At 51.6% G+C, this 14,550-nt stretch carries 13 protein-coding genes; 7 read left to right on the top strand and 6 right to left on the bottom strand.

Features of this window, described 5'->3' with window-relative positions; genetic code table 11:
• Nucleotides 1-52: 52 nt before the first annotated feature.
• The 3 genes from sppA to pncA all read left to right on the top strand — a co-directional run bounded on the left by sppA (nucleotide 53) and on the right by pncA (nucleotide 3,710).
• A complete protein-coding gene (gene sppA / locus EDF78_RS15965; protein WP_095921883.1) occupies nucleotides 53-1,906 on the top strand; it encodes a signal peptide peptidase SppA in 1,854 nt (617 codons plus the stop codon).
• 148 nt (nucleotides 1,907-2,054) lie between these two features.
• Nucleotides 2,055-3,068, top strand: coding sequence for an asparaginase (ansA, locus tag EDF78_RS15960; protein WP_095921882.1), 1,014 nt, complete (start codon nucleotides 2,055-2,057; stop codon nucleotides 3,066-3,068).
• Between the two features lie 12 nt (nucleotides 3,069-3,080).
• Nucleotides 3,081-3,710, top strand: coding sequence for a bifunctional nicotinamidase/pyrazinamidase (gene pncA, locus EDF78_RS15955; RefSeq protein WP_133823462.1), 630 nt, complete (start codon nucleotides 3,081-3,083; stop codon nucleotides 3,708-3,710).
• A gap of 69 nt (nucleotides 3,711-3,779) precedes the next feature.
• Here pncA and EDF78_RS15950 read toward each other — a convergent pair whose 3' ends face one another.
• The 3 genes from EDF78_RS15950 to msrB all read right to left on the bottom strand — a co-directional run bounded on the left by EDF78_RS15950 (nucleotide 3,780) and on the right by msrB (nucleotide 5,258).
• Nucleotides 3,780-4,382, bottom strand: a complete 603-nt coding sequence (locus EDF78_RS15950) for a LysE family translocator (RefSeq protein WP_133823461.1) — start codon at nucleotides 4,380-4,382, stop codon at nucleotides 3,780-3,782.
• A gap of 94 nt (nucleotides 4,383-4,476) precedes the next feature.
• Nucleotides 4,477-4,749, bottom strand: a complete 273-nt coding sequence (locus EDF78_RS15945) for a DUF1315 family protein (RefSeq protein WP_013575364.1) — start codon at nucleotides 4,747-4,749, stop codon at nucleotides 4,477-4,479.
• A gap of 95 nt (nucleotides 4,750-4,844) precedes the next feature.
• A complete protein-coding gene (msrB, locus tag EDF78_RS15940; RefSeq protein ID WP_133823460.1) occupies nucleotides 4,845-5,258 on the bottom strand; it encodes a peptide-methionine (R)-S-oxide reductase MsrB in 414 nt (137 codons plus the stop codon).
• 349 nt (nucleotides 5,259-5,607) lie between these two features.
• Here msrB and gapA point away from each other — a divergent pair, with 349 nt between their 5' ends.
• Together gapA and EDF78_RS15930 are read left to right on the top strand one after the other, a co-directional pair.
• A complete protein-coding gene (gapA, locus tag EDF78_RS15935) occupies nucleotides 5,608-6,606 on the top strand; it encodes a glyceraldehyde-3-phosphate dehydrogenase (protein ID WP_013575362.1) in 999 nt (332 codons plus the stop codon).
• Nucleotides 6,607-6,772: 166 nt separating this feature from the next.
• Complete coding sequence (locus EDF78_RS15930) at nucleotides 6,773-7,642, top strand: D-hexose-6-phosphate mutarotase (RefSeq protein ID WP_095921878.1); 870 nt, start codon at nucleotides 6,773-6,775, stop codon at nucleotides 7,640-7,642.
• A gap of 72 nt (nucleotides 7,643-7,714) precedes the next feature.
• On the opposite strand, the gene EDF78_RS15925 is transcribed toward EDF78_RS15930, so the two are convergent.
• Both EDF78_RS15925 and EDF78_RS15920 read right to left on the bottom strand, forming a co-directional pair.
• Nucleotides 7,715-8,569, bottom strand: a complete 855-nt coding sequence (locus tag EDF78_RS15925) for an aldo/keto reductase (RefSeq protein ID WP_133823459.1) — start codon at nucleotides 8,567-8,569, stop codon at nucleotides 7,715-7,717.
• A 110-nt stretch (nucleotides 8,570-8,679) separates the two neighbouring features.
• A complete protein-coding gene (locus EDF78_RS15920) occupies nucleotides 8,680-9,429 on the bottom strand; it encodes a MipA/OmpV family protein (RefSeq protein ID WP_133823458.1) in 750 nt (249 codons plus the stop codon).
• A 533-nt stretch (nucleotides 9,430-9,962) separates the two neighbouring features.
• Here EDF78_RS15920 and yeaG point away from each other — a divergent pair.
• Nucleotides 9,963-11,897 carry a protein kinase YeaG gene (gene yeaG / locus EDF78_RS15915; RefSeq protein ID WP_095921875.1) on the top strand — a complete coding sequence of 645 codons (1,935 nt, stop codon included), beginning with the start codon at nucleotides 9,963-9,965 and terminating at the stop codon, nucleotides 11,895-11,897.
• Between the two features lie 34 nt (nucleotides 11,898-11,931).
• Nucleotides 11,932-13,206, top strand: a complete 1,275-nt coding sequence (locus EDF78_RS15910; protein ID WP_119827182.1) for a YeaH/YhbH family protein — start codon at nucleotides 11,932-11,934, stop codon at nucleotides 13,204-13,206.
• 143 nt (nucleotides 13,207-13,349) lie between these two features.
• Here EDF78_RS15910 and EDF78_RS15905 read toward each other — a convergent pair whose 3' ends face one another.
• Nucleotides 13,350-14,114, bottom strand: a complete 765-nt coding sequence (locus EDF78_RS15905; protein ID WP_095921820.1) for a DUF481 domain-containing protein — start codon at nucleotides 14,112-14,114, stop codon at nucleotides 13,350-13,352.
• Nucleotides 14,115-14,550: the final 436 nt, after the last annotated feature.

Below are 14,550 nucleotides of genomic sequence, written 5' to 3'. Positions count from 1 at the left end.
TTTCCGGCAGGTCATTAGGATAGCGGGACTTATCCGTCTTGTTGGAGAGACCATGCGCACATTGTGGCGAATTATCGCCGGTTTTTTTAAGTGGACCTGGCGTCTTCTTAATTTCGTCAGAGAATTTATTCTCAACGTATTTCTTATTCTGATTATTCTGGCCGGTGTCGGCATCTGGTACGCCGTGCAGGACAAACCGGTAGAAACGACCAAAGGTGCGCTGCTGGTTGATCTCAGTGGTTCCGTGGTCGACAAACCGTCGGTCAATAATAAAGTCCGTCAGTGGGGCCGCGAATTGCTTGGCACCTCAAGCAGCCGTTTGCAGGAAAACTCGCTGTTTGATTTAGTCGATACGATCCGTGCCGCGAAAGACGATAAAGACGTCACCGGTATCGTGTTGCAACTGACCGATTTCACCGGTACTGACCAGTCATCCATGCAATATATCGGCAAAGCACTGCGCGAATTCCGCGACGCAGGCAAACCGGTGTATGCCATCGGCGACAGCTATAATCAGTCGCAATACTATCTGGCCAGCTATGCCAATAAAATCTATCTGTCGCCACAGGGCGCGGTCGATCTGCACGGTTTTGCCACGAATAATCTCTATTACAAATCGTTGCTGGATAAGCTGAAAGTCACCACCAATATCTTCCGCGTAGGTACCTATAAATCCGCCGTAGAACCGTTGATCCGTGATGATATGTCCCCTGCCGCACGCGAAGCTGACAGCCGCTGGATTGGCGGATTGTGGACCAACTATCTCAATACCGTTTCCGCTAACCGTCAGATCACCCCTGAACAGTTGTTCCCGGGCGCGGCGGGCGTGCTGGCCGGTATGCAGGCCACCGGTGGCGATATGGCGCAATACGCGCTGAAAACCAAACTGGTGGATGCGCTGGCATCACGCACCGAAGCGGACAACGAGATGGTGAAAGCCTTTGGCTGGAACAAAACCACCAAAGACTTTAATTACACCAGCATTTACGATTACTCGCCGAAACCAAAACCGGACAATAACGATCCGCAAATCGCCGTGATCTTCGCGACGGGCGCAATCAACGACGGTGAAGAACAGCCGGGTGCAGTCGGTGGCGACACCACGGCACAGCAAATTCGTGAGGCCCGTCTGGATCCGAAGGTGAAAGCGATTGTCCTGCGCGTCAACAGCCCTGGCGGCAGCGTCAGCGCATCTGAAGTGATCCGCTCTGAACTGGCTGCGGCCAAAGCCGCAGGCAAACCGGTGGTGGTTTCTATGGGCGGCATGGCGGCTTCCGGCGGTTACTGGATCTCCACGCCAGCTAACTACATCATCGCCAGCCCGAGCACCCTCACCGGCTCCATCGGTATCTTCGGCGTGATCAACACTTACCAGAACACGCTGGATTACGCCGGTGTGCATACCGACGGTGTGGCGACGTCACCGCTGGCGGATATTGCGTCCACCAAAGCGCTGCCGCCGGAGTTCTCCCAGATGATGCAGCTGAACATTGAGAACGGTTATAAAACCTTCCTCGGTCTGGTGGCGGATTCCCGTCATAAAACGCCTGAACAGATTGATCAGATTGCACAGGGGCATGTGTGGCTCGGCTCTGACGCCAAAGCCAACGGTCTGGTGGATGAACTGGGCGATTTCGATGACGCGGTGAAGAAAGCGGCGGATCTGGCGAAACTGCCAAAATGGCAACTGAACTGGTATGTCAGCGAACCCGGTCTGGCTGATCTGCTGTTCTCGCAAGTGAGCGCGTCTGTTCATGCGATGTTGCCAGCGGCGATTCAGGCCTATTTGCCTGAGCCAGTCAGCAAGATGGCGATGGCGCTGAAATCACAGGCCGACCTGTTCAGCAACATGAACGATCCGCAAAACCGTTACGCACTTTGCCTGACCTGTGGTGACGTGAAGTAACATCCCGATTTGGCATAAAGATTCACCGGAATGCACAGCCCGACGCTTCTCGCTGAGAACGTCGGGCTTTTTTAGGGTGGGACACCTGCAGATAAGCCTTTATACTTAGCGCAGTGGCTTTCACCTTTCTAAAAAAAGAACATCTTTAATGACTAAAAAATCTATTTACGTTGCCTATACCGGCGGCACCATTGGTATGCAGCGTTCTGAACAGGGTTACATTCCGGTTTCCGGCCATTTGCAGCGCCAGCTGGCGCTGATGCCTGAATTCCACCGCCCTGAGATGCCTGAATTCACCATCAAAGAATACGCGCCACTGATGGATTCCTCTGACATGACGCCGGAAGACTGGCAACACATTGCCGACGATATTCAGGCGCATTACGACGAGTACGACGGTTTCGTCATCCTGCATGGTACGGACACCATGGCGTTTACCGCCTCCGCACTCTCTTTTATGCTTGAAAACCTGAGCAAGCCGGTTATTGTGACAGGGTCACAGATTCCGCTCGAAGCCCTGCGTTCTGACGGACAAATCAACCTGCTGAACTCGCTGTATATCGCGGCTAATCATCCGGTCAACGAAGTCACCCTGTTCTTCAACAACCGTCTGTATCGCGGCAACCGCAGCACTAAAGCACACGCCGATGGTTTCGATGCCTTTGCCTCACCGAACCTCTCGCCGCTGCTGGAAGCCGGGATCCACATCCGCCGTCTTTCCACGCCATCACTGCCGGAAGTCCCTGCCGCTAAACTGAAAGTGCATCACATCACGCCGCAACCTATCGGCGTGGTGACGATTTATCCGGGCATTTCTGCCGAAGTGGTACAGAATTTCCTGATGCAGCCGGTGAAAGCGCTGATCCTGCGCTCCTACGGCGTCGGCAACGCACCTCAAAAAGGTGATCTGCTGAAAGTGCTGAAAGACGCCTCAGAGCGCGGCATTGTGGTGGTTAACCTGACACAATGCATTTCAGGGCGCGTCAATATGGGGGGGTATGCCACCGGTAACGCCCTCGCACATTCCGGCGTGATCAGCGGCTTTGATATGACCGTGGAAGCGGCGCTGACCAAGCTGCATTACCTGCTCAGCCAGTCACATACGCCGGAAGAAATCCGCGAACTGATGCAGCAAAACCTGCGTGGCGAACTGACCGAATAAATAAGGGGCATTATGAAATCTGCGTTGTTGCTGGTCGATCTGCAAAATGATTTTTGTCACGGCGGTGCGCTGGCGGTGACTGACGGCGATGCCACGATTGCGGTCGCCAATCAGATGATGGCGTGGTGCAAAAGCCATGACATCCCCGTGCTGGCGTCTCAGGACTGGCATCCGGCCGGACATCGCAGTTTCGCCGCGAATTCCCACGCCGAACCCTGGACGCTGGGGGATCTGAACGGTTTGCCACAGGTCTGGTGGCCGGTTCACTGCGTCCAGCACGAACCGGGCGCAGAATTTCACCCGGCGCTGAAACTGCCGCTGGTAGATTTTGTGGTGCAGAAAGGCACCAATCCGGACATCGACAGCTACAGCGCCTTTTACGACAACGGCCACCGCGCCGCCACCGTGCTGAATGACTGGCTGAAAGCCGCGCAGATCACACATTTGTACGTGATGGGGCTGGCGACGGATTACTGCGTAAAATTCACTGTGCTTGACGCCCTGGAACTGGGTTATCAGGTGACGTTGCTGACCGATGGCTGTCGGGGTGTGAACTTACAGCCGGAAGACAGCGCACAAGCGGTTGAAGCGATGCGGGTTGCAGGTGTGAAGGTGAGTACGTCCGGGGCGGTGACGGCGTGAATTTTGTCGTCCTGCTAAAGAAATAGCAGGACGACAAAGAGCAGCAAAATCTTTAACCAGCCCACCACTTCAATGCAGAAAACTACTCAACGCAAAAACAACCAGCATTCCCCCGCCCGCAACGTTCACTGTCTTTTTCAGGGTCAGGGTGTTCATCTTGCTGGCAGAGAAAACAAGCGTCTGACTGAGGGTGATAAGCCACACAGACATCACTGCAATGTGCACACTCGCCAGAATCATATAATGCCCGATCTCTCCCTGACTGCCCGCAAATTGCGACACCACAGTCAGGTAAAACAGGATGGCTTTCGGGTTGAGTACATTCGCGATCCAGGCCTCTTTCAACGTCACCGCGCCGCCGCTGCCGTCAAACACCATTGCACGTGCGCTGAGGCCACTGCGGATAAGCTGGATGCCGAGCCAAAGCAGATAAACCATGCCGGCTATTTTCAGCATATTGAAAAGCGTCGGTGAAGCCACAAGCAATGACGTGATGCCAAGCCCGATAAGGATGGCATGGGTGTATATTCCGAGAGCCGTGCCGGTGAGCGTCTTTAGAAGCCCTTTCCGTCCACCTGACAGTGCACTGTTCATGGCAAGCGTGAAACTCGCACCGGGGGAAAGCGCAACGGGAAGTAATGCGGGGATGAAGCCGGTTAAATTGATGTCCATAGGCTGATAAGAATTTAGGGTAAATTCCTTTTTAAGTGGATTAACATCAATTTTAAAGGCGCGGCTCAGCGCCCTTTTTTTGCACCTGTGGGGTTCACTCAGGTTTGAGTTTGATCAGCGTGTCCTGCGCAAACTGCTGTTTCAGTTCCTGCTTACTTTTGGTGACGATTTGTCCGTCGGTGCCGATGCTCATATGCTGGGCATCAACGTTGTGACGCGACTGATACAGCATCACGGCCTGCAGGCTGTGCTCTTTTTGTTCCGGCGTCAGCGCGACACCGTCCGGCCATTTACCGAGTTCGACAGCCTGCGCGAGACGTGCGTAGATTTCCGGCGTCATTACATCAATAAGTTGATTAATTTCCATCTGAGCACCTTGTGTTCATCACTATTATTCAAGCGGTTTTGAATAATAGCTGAATCGATTTTGTCGGTTAGATTACAACATCATTTTCTGGCGGCTTAACCGGTGGTTTTCCCGCCATTCTGACCGTCGGTGAAACTCATCGAGGCCGAGTTTACACAGTAACGTTCGCCCGTCGGTTTCGGGCCATCGGGGAAAACATGCCCTAAATGCGCGTTACAGCTGGCACAGCGAACCTCGACACGCGCCATATTATGCGACTTATCAGTAAGATATTTAATCGCATCAGGGTTCACGGGCTGATAAAAACTTGGCCAGCCACAGCCGGAATCGTATTTGGTATCGGAGTAGAACAGCGCCGAGTCACACACCACGCAATGATAAAGCCCTTCACGGCGGTTGTGCAGCAACTTTCCAGAGTACGGAGGCTCTGTTCCGTGTTCCTGCGTGACATAACGTTGTATTTCAGTGAGTTGCTCAAGTGTAGAGGAAGATTTGGCTTCAATGCTCATGATTCTCGTTCTCTGACGAATATAAAAATCAACTAAAATAACAGTTTATAATAACAAAAAATTAACAACAGGTCTGTCTGTTTTGTCCTAAACTGTATGGCATCGGCGTTACCCTGCTCCAACTTGTGATGGCGATCACACTCCTGCTCTTCCGGTACTTTATATTCAGTTTTTCGCCCCCATGTGGTTGTGAGCCGATTAAAAAAACGGAACGTGCAATAAGCGAGCAACAGTAGGTCGTCGCTTTGACTTACAGCAATAATTGACACGATTCCGCTTGACGCTCAGCAAGGTTTTTGTAATTTTACAACCAACCTTTTATTCACTAAAAAAATAGCTGGTGGAATATATGACTATCAAAGTAGGTATCAACGGTTTTGGCCGTATCGGTCGCATTGTTTTCCGTGCTGCTCAAGAACGTTCTGACATCGAGATCGTAGCAATCAACGATCTGTTAGACGCGGACTACATGGCATACATGCTGAAGTACGACTCAACTCATGGTCGTTTCAACGGTACTGTTGAAGTTAAAGACGGTCACCTGGTTGTTAACGGCAAAACCATCCGTGTTACCGCTGAGCGTGACCCAGCTAACCTGAAATGGAACGAAGTTAACGTTGACGTTGTGGCTGAAGCGACTGGTCTGTTCCTGGATGATGCGACTGCTCGTAAGCACATCACTGCAGGCGCTAAGAAAGTTGTTCTGACTGGTCCTTCTAAAGACAACACGCCAATGTTCGTTATGGGTGTTAACCATAAAGAATACGCAGGTCAGGAAATCGTTTCTAATGCATCTTGCACCACTAACTGCCTGGCACCACTGGCTAAAGTGATCAACGACAACTTCGGTATCGTTGAAGCGCTGATGACCACTGTTCATGCAACTACCGCAACTCAGAAAACTGTTGATGGCCCGTCTCACAAAGACTGGCGCGGCGGCCGCGGCGCATCCCAGAACATCATCCCTTCTTCTACCGGTGCTGCTAAAGCAGTAGGTAAAGTTATCCCGGCTCTGAACGGTAAACTGACCGGTATGGCGTTCCGCGTTCCTACCCCTAACGTTTCTGTTGTTGACCTGACTGCACGTCTGGAAAAACCAGCTTCTTACAAAGAAATCTGCGCAGTGATCAAAGCAGCTTCTGAAGCAGGCGACCTGAAAGGCGTTCTGGGTTACACCGAAGACGACGTAGTTTCTACCGATTTCAACGGCGAAAAACTGACTTCCGTATTTGATGCGAAAGCAGGTATCGCGCTGAACGACAACTTTGTGAAACTGGTTTCCTGGTACGACAACGAAACTGGCTACTCAAACAAAGTATTGGATCTGATCGCTCACGTTTCCAAATAATTGGTTATGTGAATGAACTGATTGAAGGGCGACGCAAGTCGCCCTTTTGCTTTCTGTCGGATGCACTTTTTTATCAGCACATGAGTGCGATCAAACAGACAGGTTTGGTTCATGTGTAGTCTTGGTTGTAAATCGTAATTGTTTAACCCTGACAGGACTTTAGATAATGACAGAACAACTCTTTTCTCTTCCGGTCGTAAACCAAATCTCTACCTCCGTCAGCCAGCGTCAGATTGACGAACTGCCGGTGCTCGTTGTCACCCATCCGAAAGTTCGTGCCGCAATTGCCCTGCAAGGCGCGCACCTGTTGTTATGGCAGCCTGAAGGTGAAGAACCTGTGCTGTGGATGAGCAGCGCCAGTGCGTTCAAAGAAGGCGTCGCGATCCGTGGTGGCATTCCAATTTGCTGGCCGTGGTTCGGTCCGGCGGGTCAGCCTTCACATGGTTTCGCCCGTAATCTTCCATGGGAACTGACTGACCATAAAGAAAATGACGAAGGCGTCGTTCTTACCTTAACGCTGAAAAGCTCACCTGAAACACTGGCTCTCTGGCCACATGAGTTCACGCTGAGCGCACGTTTTTCACTGGGGGAAACCTGCCATATTGAGCTGGAATCTACCGGTGATTTCGAAGCCAACAGCGCCCTTCACACTTATTTCAACATTGGCGATATCGCGGATGTCAGCATTAAAGGTCTGGGCAACAACTTTATCGATAAAGTCGATGGCGCAAAAGCCAAGCAGGAAACGGGTGATCTGACCTTCACCGGCCAAACTGACCGCATTTACACCCAGCCGCAGGCCACCAGCGAAATCGTTGACCCGGTACTGAAACGTACGCTGGTTGTCGCACATGAAAACAATTCTGACGTGGTTGCGTGGAACCCGGGTTCTGCCCTGTCAGTCAGCATGGCGGATATGCCGGACGACGGTTACAAAACCATGGTCTGCGTTGAAACGGCACAAGTTTCCCACAAACATGTGTCTACCCATGCAGCACCTGCACGTCTGGCGGTGACTTTCTCCCTCCGTAAGTAGTTTGCAGCGCGCATGACAAAGGGGCCGGAAGGCCCCTTTTTGTCGTCTGATGGCGGGTAGGAAGCGGAGACTTCAGACCATATCCAGCGGCGTTTTATGGCGTGGCGCCGGGAACGCGGCATCAATGCGTGCAATTTCATCTGCCGTCAGGCTGAGCGTCAGCGCCGCCGCATTATCTTTTACATGCCGGGGCTGTACCGCTTTGGGAATGGCGATCACGTTACCGGAGCGTATTACCCAGGCCAGCGCAATCTGTGAACTGCTGACACCGCGTGCCTGGGCGATATCAAGCATCACCGGTGCGGTCAGCACGTCGTGGCGTAACTTACCTGCCTGTGCGAGAGGACAATACGCCATCACCGGTACGCTGTGCTCTTCACACCACGGCAGCAGGTCGAATTCGATCCCACGGGCCGCTGCGTGATACAACACCTGGTTGGTCATGCATTCATTGCCGCCGGGGATTTTCCACAGCGCCTGCATATCGTCAGTATCGAGATTCGACACGCCCCAGCGACGGATTTTGCCAGACTGCTGCAATTTTTCCATCGCCGCCACGGTGTCATGTAACGGAATCGAACCACGCCAGTGCAACAGGTACAGGTCTATACAATCGGTCTGTAATCTTTTCAGGCTTTGCTCACAGGCGGCGATCGCTTTCGCGCCACCGGCATGGTGCGGGTACACTTTTGATACCAGAAAAACCTCATCCCGACGCCCGGCGATGGCCTCTCCGACCACCCTTTCCGCGCCGCCATCGGCGTACATTTCTGCGGTATCGATCAGGGTCATACCGGCATCCAGCCCCTGCTGCAAGGCTTTCACTTCAGAGCGAATGTCACTGTTTCGCTCTCCCATATACCAGGTACCTTGTCCGATTGCGGGTACGGTCGTGCCGTCGGGGAATTGCACGGTGTTCGCTTTCATCTGTTTCCTCCGGTTGGGTTATGACTGTAATGTCTGATGATCTATAAATGTGCAAATGGGGCGAAACGCCCCATTAATGTGCAACTCATTCACTCTGACGGTGCATTGCATCAGAAGGTGTAGGTGACACCTGTCCACAGTACACCCGTCCAGTCTTTTTCGATGATCGGGCTGTCAGTCACTTCACTGCCGAGGCGCAGATAGCGGCCCGTCACGAAGCCCTGCCATGCAGGCGTGAAATTGTATTTCGCGGAAACTTCAACGTACGGGCTGAAACTGTCGTCTGCAGAATAGCTGTGGAAACCACTGCGACGCGATTCGTCTTTGGTCACGCCATAATAATAATCGTTGAGATTCGAGCTGAACCAGGTCACACCAAAGCCTGGTACCACGGCCCAGTTAGACCCTTTGATCGCATACAGATAACCCAGATCAGCGGTCATACCGTTACTGGTATCAAGGGTGTCCGCGTTAAAGCTGGCGCGAATCGTACCCCACTCAGCGTTATGAGAATAGGCCAGACCCGCCATCAGGGTGGAGTGACGTTTGTCCAGACGCTTCATGCGCTTGTCATCGCTGTCACTCGGGTCGAAGGTTAACGGGAAATAGCTGGCGGTGATGCTCAGTTTGTTCGCATCGTCATTCCACAAATAGTAACCCGCCATCAGGGTGTGGAAGTAGAAGTCATCATTGTCGTAATTGATGATCGGCACGGGATAAACGTGGTCGTTATTGCCACGGTACGGATCAGGGGCGACCAGCGCGGAACCACCGACCTGCCAGGTTCCCGCAACAGCAGCATGGCTGCAAACCACTGCCGCGCCCACGATGGACAGTGTTTTAAGAGTAATTTTTTTCATTGTCTTAATTCCATTAAGTAAAAAATCGCCGCTAGTGTAAATGAACCGTAAACGTCGCGCTTAGCAAATCTGGGTCTATGAAAAGACATATCCAGAAAAACCGGGTCGATCGCACAATTTAACTGCAAAATATGAAATAAAAATGACTAAAGAAACAACTTCCGCTCTGCAAAGCACGTCCTGCAAGGCTTTTCAGAGCATTCCTGATAACTGAGTCATTGATATGACTTAAAAAACGGCAAACGCATAGAGGAAATTTTCTTAATGCCAAACTACGCTTATAAATAGATGAAAGACTTAGCCTGAACGGTTGCCCATCCCACCGGGTCTGACAGTGAACAAATCATCGCATCTGTCGGCTTTGAAGGGGTTCTGCAAGTTGGCATAAGGGTTGCTGTATTCAGGTGGGAGATCTTTCTTCCGGGGGCGCTGAAAAAAGCTCTCATTAACCTGTGCTATACCCAACTCATTGGAATTGCAGCCAGTCGGCGGTTCCGGGGACGAAGGGTAAAATAACGAAGGACGGGCATCGTATGAACATATTTGACCACTATCGCCAGCGCTATGAGGCTGCCAAGGACGAAGAGTTCACACTGCAGGAATTTCTTACCATTGCACGGCAAGATCGCAGTGCTTATGTCAATGCGGCGGAACGTCTGTTGATGGCCATAGGTGAACCAGTGATGGTAGATACCGCGCTTGAACCACGCCTGTCGCGTTTATTCTCGAACCGTGTTGTTGCACGTTACCCTGCATTTGAAGAGTTTTACGGCATGGAAGAGGCTATCGAACAGATTGTCTCCTACCTGAAACACGCCGCGCAGGGTCTGGAAGAAAAGAAACAAATCCTTTATTTACTGGGCCCGGTGGGTGGCGGTAAATCATCTCTGGCCGAACGGCTGAAATCCCTGATGCAACGCGTACCGATTTATGTGCTGAGCGCCAACGGCGAACGCAGCCCGGTAAACGATCATCCTTTGTGCCTGTTCAACCCGCAGGAAGATGCGCATATTCTCGATAAAGAATACAACATTCCTCCGCGCTATCTCGGCACCATCATGTCGCCATGGGCGGCAAAACGTCTGCATGAATTCGGTGGCGACATCACCAGGTTTAAAGTCGTGAAAGTCTGGCCGTCGATCCTCGAACAAATTGCCATCGCCAAAACAGAACCCGGCGATGAAAACAACCAGGACATCTCGGCGCTGGTCGGGAAAGTGGATATCCGTAAACTGGAAAACCACGCGCAAAACGATCCTGATGCCTACGGATATTCCGGTGCGCTGTGCCGTGCAAACCAGGGCGTGATGGAATTCGTGGAGATGTTCAAGGCCCCGATTAAAGTACTGCACCCGTTACTGACAGCGACGCAGGAAGGTAACTATAACGGTACCGAAGGTATTTCCGCCCTGCCGTTCAACGGCATTATTCTGGCGCACTCCAACGAATCTGAGTGGGTGACGTTCCGTAACAACAAGAATAATGAAGCCTTCCTTGACCGCGTGTACATCGTGAAAGTGCCTTACTGCCTGCGCGTGTCGGAAGAGATGAAAATCTACGACAAACTGCTCAGCAACAGTGAACTTTCTCATGCGCCATGCGCACCGGGAACGCTGGAAACGCTCGCGCGCTTCTCGATCCTCTCGCGTCTGAAAACGCCGGAAAACTCCAGCAGCTATTCCAAAATGCGGGTGTATGACGGTGAAAGCCTGAAAGATACCGACCCGAAAGCCAAGTCCTATCAGGAATATCGCGATTATGCGGGCGTGGATGAGGGCATGAACGGGCTGTCGACACGTTTCGCGTTTAAAATCCTCTCCCGCGTGTTCAACTTTGACCATGCCGAAGTGGCCGCCAACCCGGTTCATCTGTTCTATGTGCTGGAACAGCAGATCGAGCGCGAACAGTTCCCGCAGGACATCGCTGAGAAATATCTGGAGCACCTGAAAGGCTATCTGATCCCGAAATACGCTGAGTTCATCGGCAAAGAGATCCAGACGGCTTATCTGGAATCCTATTCAGAATACGGACAAAACATTTTCGACCGTTATGTCACCTACGCTGACTTCTGGATCCAGGATCAGGAATACCGCGACCCGGATACCGGTCAGTTGTTTGACCGTGAAGCGCTGAATGCTGAGCTGGAAAAGATCGAAAAACCGGCCGGGATCAGCAATCCAAAAGATTTCCGCAACGAAATCGTCAACTTCGTGCTGCGTGCCCGCGCCAATAACAGCGGCCGCAATCCAAACTGGACCAGTTACGAGAAACTGCGCACGGTGATTGAGAAAAAAATGTTCTCAAATACCGAGGAATTACTGCCGGTTATCTCGTTTAACGCCAAGACGTCGACCGATGAACAGAAAAAACATGATGATTTTGTCGACAGAATGATGGAGAAAGGATACACACGCAAACAGGTACGCCTGCTGTGTGAATGGTACCTGCGCGTAAGAAAATCCTCGTAACAGAAGATCGTTGGCAACGTCGTTTGGGGGAAATATGACGTATTTTATTGACCGTCGGCTGAATGGCAAAAATAAAAGCGCGGTGAACCGCCAGCGCTTTTTGCGCCGCTATAAGTCGCAAATCAAACAGTCGATTGCCGAGGCCATCAACAAGCGTTCGGTTACCGACGTAGACAGCGGGGAATCGGTATCGATTCCCAACGCTGATATCAACGAGCCCATGTTTCATCAGGGTCGCGGTGGCTTGCGCCACCGTGTTCACCCCGGCAACGACCACTTTGTACAGAATGACCGCATCGAACGACCGCAGGGGGGCGGTGGTGGCGGCAGTGGTCAGGGCGATGCCAGCCAGGACGGTGAAGGCGAAGATGAATTTTCATTCCAGATCTCCAAAGACGAATATCTCGATCTGCTGTTTGAAGATCTGGCGCTGCCTAACCTGCGTAAAAATCAGCATAAACAGCTGAATGAATTTAAAACCCACCGCTCCGGTTACACGTCTAACGGCGTGCCGGCCAATATCAGTGTGGTGCGCTCTTTGCAAAACTCGCTGGCCCGTCGCACGGCGATGACCGCGGGTAAAAAACGGGAGCTGCGTGAACTGGAATCGACGCTGACCGAGGTCGAACACAGTGAACCGGCACAATTGCTGGAAGAAGAACGTCTGCGTAAAGAGATTGCTGAGTTGCGGGCAAAAATCGCCAAAACGCCGTTCATCGATACGTTTGATTTACGTTACCGCAACTACGAGCGTCGCCCTGAGCCTTCGAGCCAGGCAGTGATGTTCTGTCTGATGGATGTCTCCGGTTCAATGGATCAGGCAACCAAAGACATGGCCAAACGTTTCTATATTCTGCTCTATCTGTTCCTGAGCCGGACGTATAAAAACGTCGATGTGGTCTATATCCGTCACCATACCCAGGCCAAAGAAGTGGATGAACAGGAGTTCTTCTACTCGCAGGAAACCGGCGGGACCATCGTTTCGAGCGCGCTGAAACTGATGGATGACGTCATTCAGGAGCGCTACGACCCGGCGCAGTGGAATATTTACGCCGCGCAGGCCTCTGATGGCGATAACTGGGCTGACGACTCCCCTCTGTGCCACCAGTTGCTGGCACAGAAGATCCTGCCAATGGTACGTTATTACAGCTATATCGAAATCACCCGCCGCGCCCACCAGACGCTGTGGCGTGAATACGAAGTGTTGCAGGAGAAATTCGATAATTTCGCTATGCAGCATATCCGGGAACAGGAAGATATTTATCCGGTGTTCAGGGAACTGTTCCATAAGCAAACTGAAAACGGTTAAGAACGAAATAAAATACAACCGGCGATGAATCTGTCGCCGGTTTTTTTATGTTTTTTTACCGCGTTTCGATGCACCAAAATAATCCATTAAAAAAGCCGGGGGATTTCTCCTCCGGCTTTTTGCATTATTTCCCGACGGGAAAATTACAGACCGTAAACCAGGTTCACAGACGTCACGGTATCGGTTTTATCCGGTGCGCTGGCAGGTGGTTTAGTGTTGTAGGTGACGTCATAGGCCACTTTCAATGAGAAGTGGGTATTGATTGCCACAGTCAGTGCAGTTTCAGAATTCAGCGTGGTTTCGTCGTTCGCTAAAACGGAGAAGCCCTGGGTGAAACGTGCCGTGTCGCTGATCTGATAACCGTAAGTGCCGGAACCGTAGGCCAGAGCACGGGTGGTGTTACCGCCCTGTTCGAACTCATCGTGACGAACACCAGGACCTGCTTCCAGGTTCAGCGTATGAACCGGGCCGCTCCAGATCTGACGACCGTAACCGACCGCGCCGACAGTACGTGAACGGTAACCGTTATAACGGTCGCTCAGCCAGCTCGCCTGACCAAACACATAGTTCGCGGTATCCAGGTTGTAGCGCGTACGGCCGCCAGCCTGATATTTTTCAGATGAACGCACACCGGACGAAGACGTGTTACGCGCAGAACCCCACAGGCTGTAAGCCGTGTTGGTATCAAACCAGGTCATGGTGGTATCAGCATTCAGCGTGGAGTTGCTGGTGTTACCGGTTTGCGCACTGTAACCCGCCTGAACGTTGCCTTCGAACGGTTTTTTCGCCTGAGCAGGGTCATCTAACGCGGTGAAGATTGTGGTGTCTGCAAGGCTTGAAATACTGAACAGCGCTGCACCGCAGACTACGGCACAAGCTGGTAAACGACGTACAACCCGAAAAAACATTTTGTTTCCCCAATAAGACTTAAGGCAAATAACGACATTAGAACCACACGATGTATGCCATTAATTAGGATCCGTTAATCAAGCCTGGCAACTCCATTTCGATGGCACATGCATACAAATATTTCTACCGCAACAAATATAACGCACTCAGCCCAGGATATCTTAATAAAGCGGCTTTTTTAGATAGTTCCGAATGACATATATTTCCGGCAATAGAAACATACAAAATCATTACACTTCCCTTCATTGATTTCTTATTTCAATGCGGGTCAGTAATGGATCTTAACGCGCCACACTTTACTTCTTTCCTGCCGCTTTCGTTCGAAATATTGCGAGCTGGCAGCGTACAGATTTCCGCCGAACTCGTCGCTGAATCTTGTCCTTTTGAGCGATGCGGGGTAGTTTTATCCTGATAACGTCTTATTTTTGCCTCGGG

This window comes from Rahnella sp. BIGb0236 (genome assembly GCF_004364755.1).
In the GTDB taxonomy this organism is placed as follows: Bacteria; Pseudomonadota; Gammaproteobacteria; order Enterobacterales; family Enterobacteriaceae; genus Rahnella; species Rahnella victoriana.
Note: the sequence above shows the minus strand (reverse complement) of the source record. Positions and strands in the feature narration are given on the sequence as shown.

Excerpts from the sequence above, each read along its gene's own strand:
- sppA (WP_095921883.1), top strand. The coding sequence starts at position 53 with ATGCGCACATTGTGGCGAATTATCGCCGGTTTTTTTAAGTGGACCTGG.
- ansA (WP_095921882.1), top strand. The coding sequence starts at position 2,055 with ATGACTAAAAAATCTATTTACGTTGCCTATACCGGCGGCACCATTGGT.
- pncA (WP_133823462.1), top strand. The coding sequence starts at position 3,081 with ATGAAATCTGCGTTGTTGCTGGTCGATCTGCAAAATGATTTTTGTCAC.
- EDF78_RS15950 (WP_133823461.1), bottom strand. The coding sequence starts at position 4,382 with ATGGACATCAATTTAACCGGCTTCATCCCCGCATTACTTCCCGTTGCG.
- EDF78_RS15945 (WP_013575364.1), bottom strand. The coding sequence starts at position 4,749 with ATGGAAATTAATCAACTTATTGATGTAATGACGCCGGAAATCTACGCA.
- msrB (WP_133823460.1), bottom strand. The coding sequence starts at position 5,258 with ATGAGCATTGAAGCCAAATCTTCCTCTACACTTGAGCAACTCACTGAA.
- gapA (WP_013575362.1), top strand. The coding sequence starts at position 5,608 with ATGACTATCAAAGTAGGTATCAACGGTTTTGGCCGTATCGGTCGCATT.
- EDF78_RS15930 (WP_095921878.1), top strand. The coding sequence starts at position 6,773 with ATGACAGAACAACTCTTTTCTCTTCCGGTCGTAAACCAAATCTCTACC.
- EDF78_RS15925 (WP_133823459.1), bottom strand. The coding sequence starts at position 8,569 with ATGAAAGCGAACACCGTGCAATTCCCCGACGGCACGACCGTACCCGCA.
- EDF78_RS15920 (WP_133823458.1), bottom strand. The coding sequence starts at position 9,429 with ATGAAAAAAATTACTCTTAAAACACTGTCCATCGTGGGCGCGGCAGTG.
- yeaG (WP_095921875.1), top strand. The coding sequence starts at position 9,963 with ATGAACATATTTGACCACTATCGCCAGCGCTATGAGGCTGCCAAGGAC.
- EDF78_RS15910 (WP_119827182.1), top strand. The coding sequence starts at position 11,932 with ATGACGTATTTTATTGACCGTCGGCTGAATGGCAAAAATAAAAGCGCG.
- EDF78_RS15905 (WP_095921820.1), bottom strand. The coding sequence starts at position 14,114 with ATGTTTTTTCGGGTTGTACGTCGTTTACCAGCTTGTGCCGTAGTCTGC.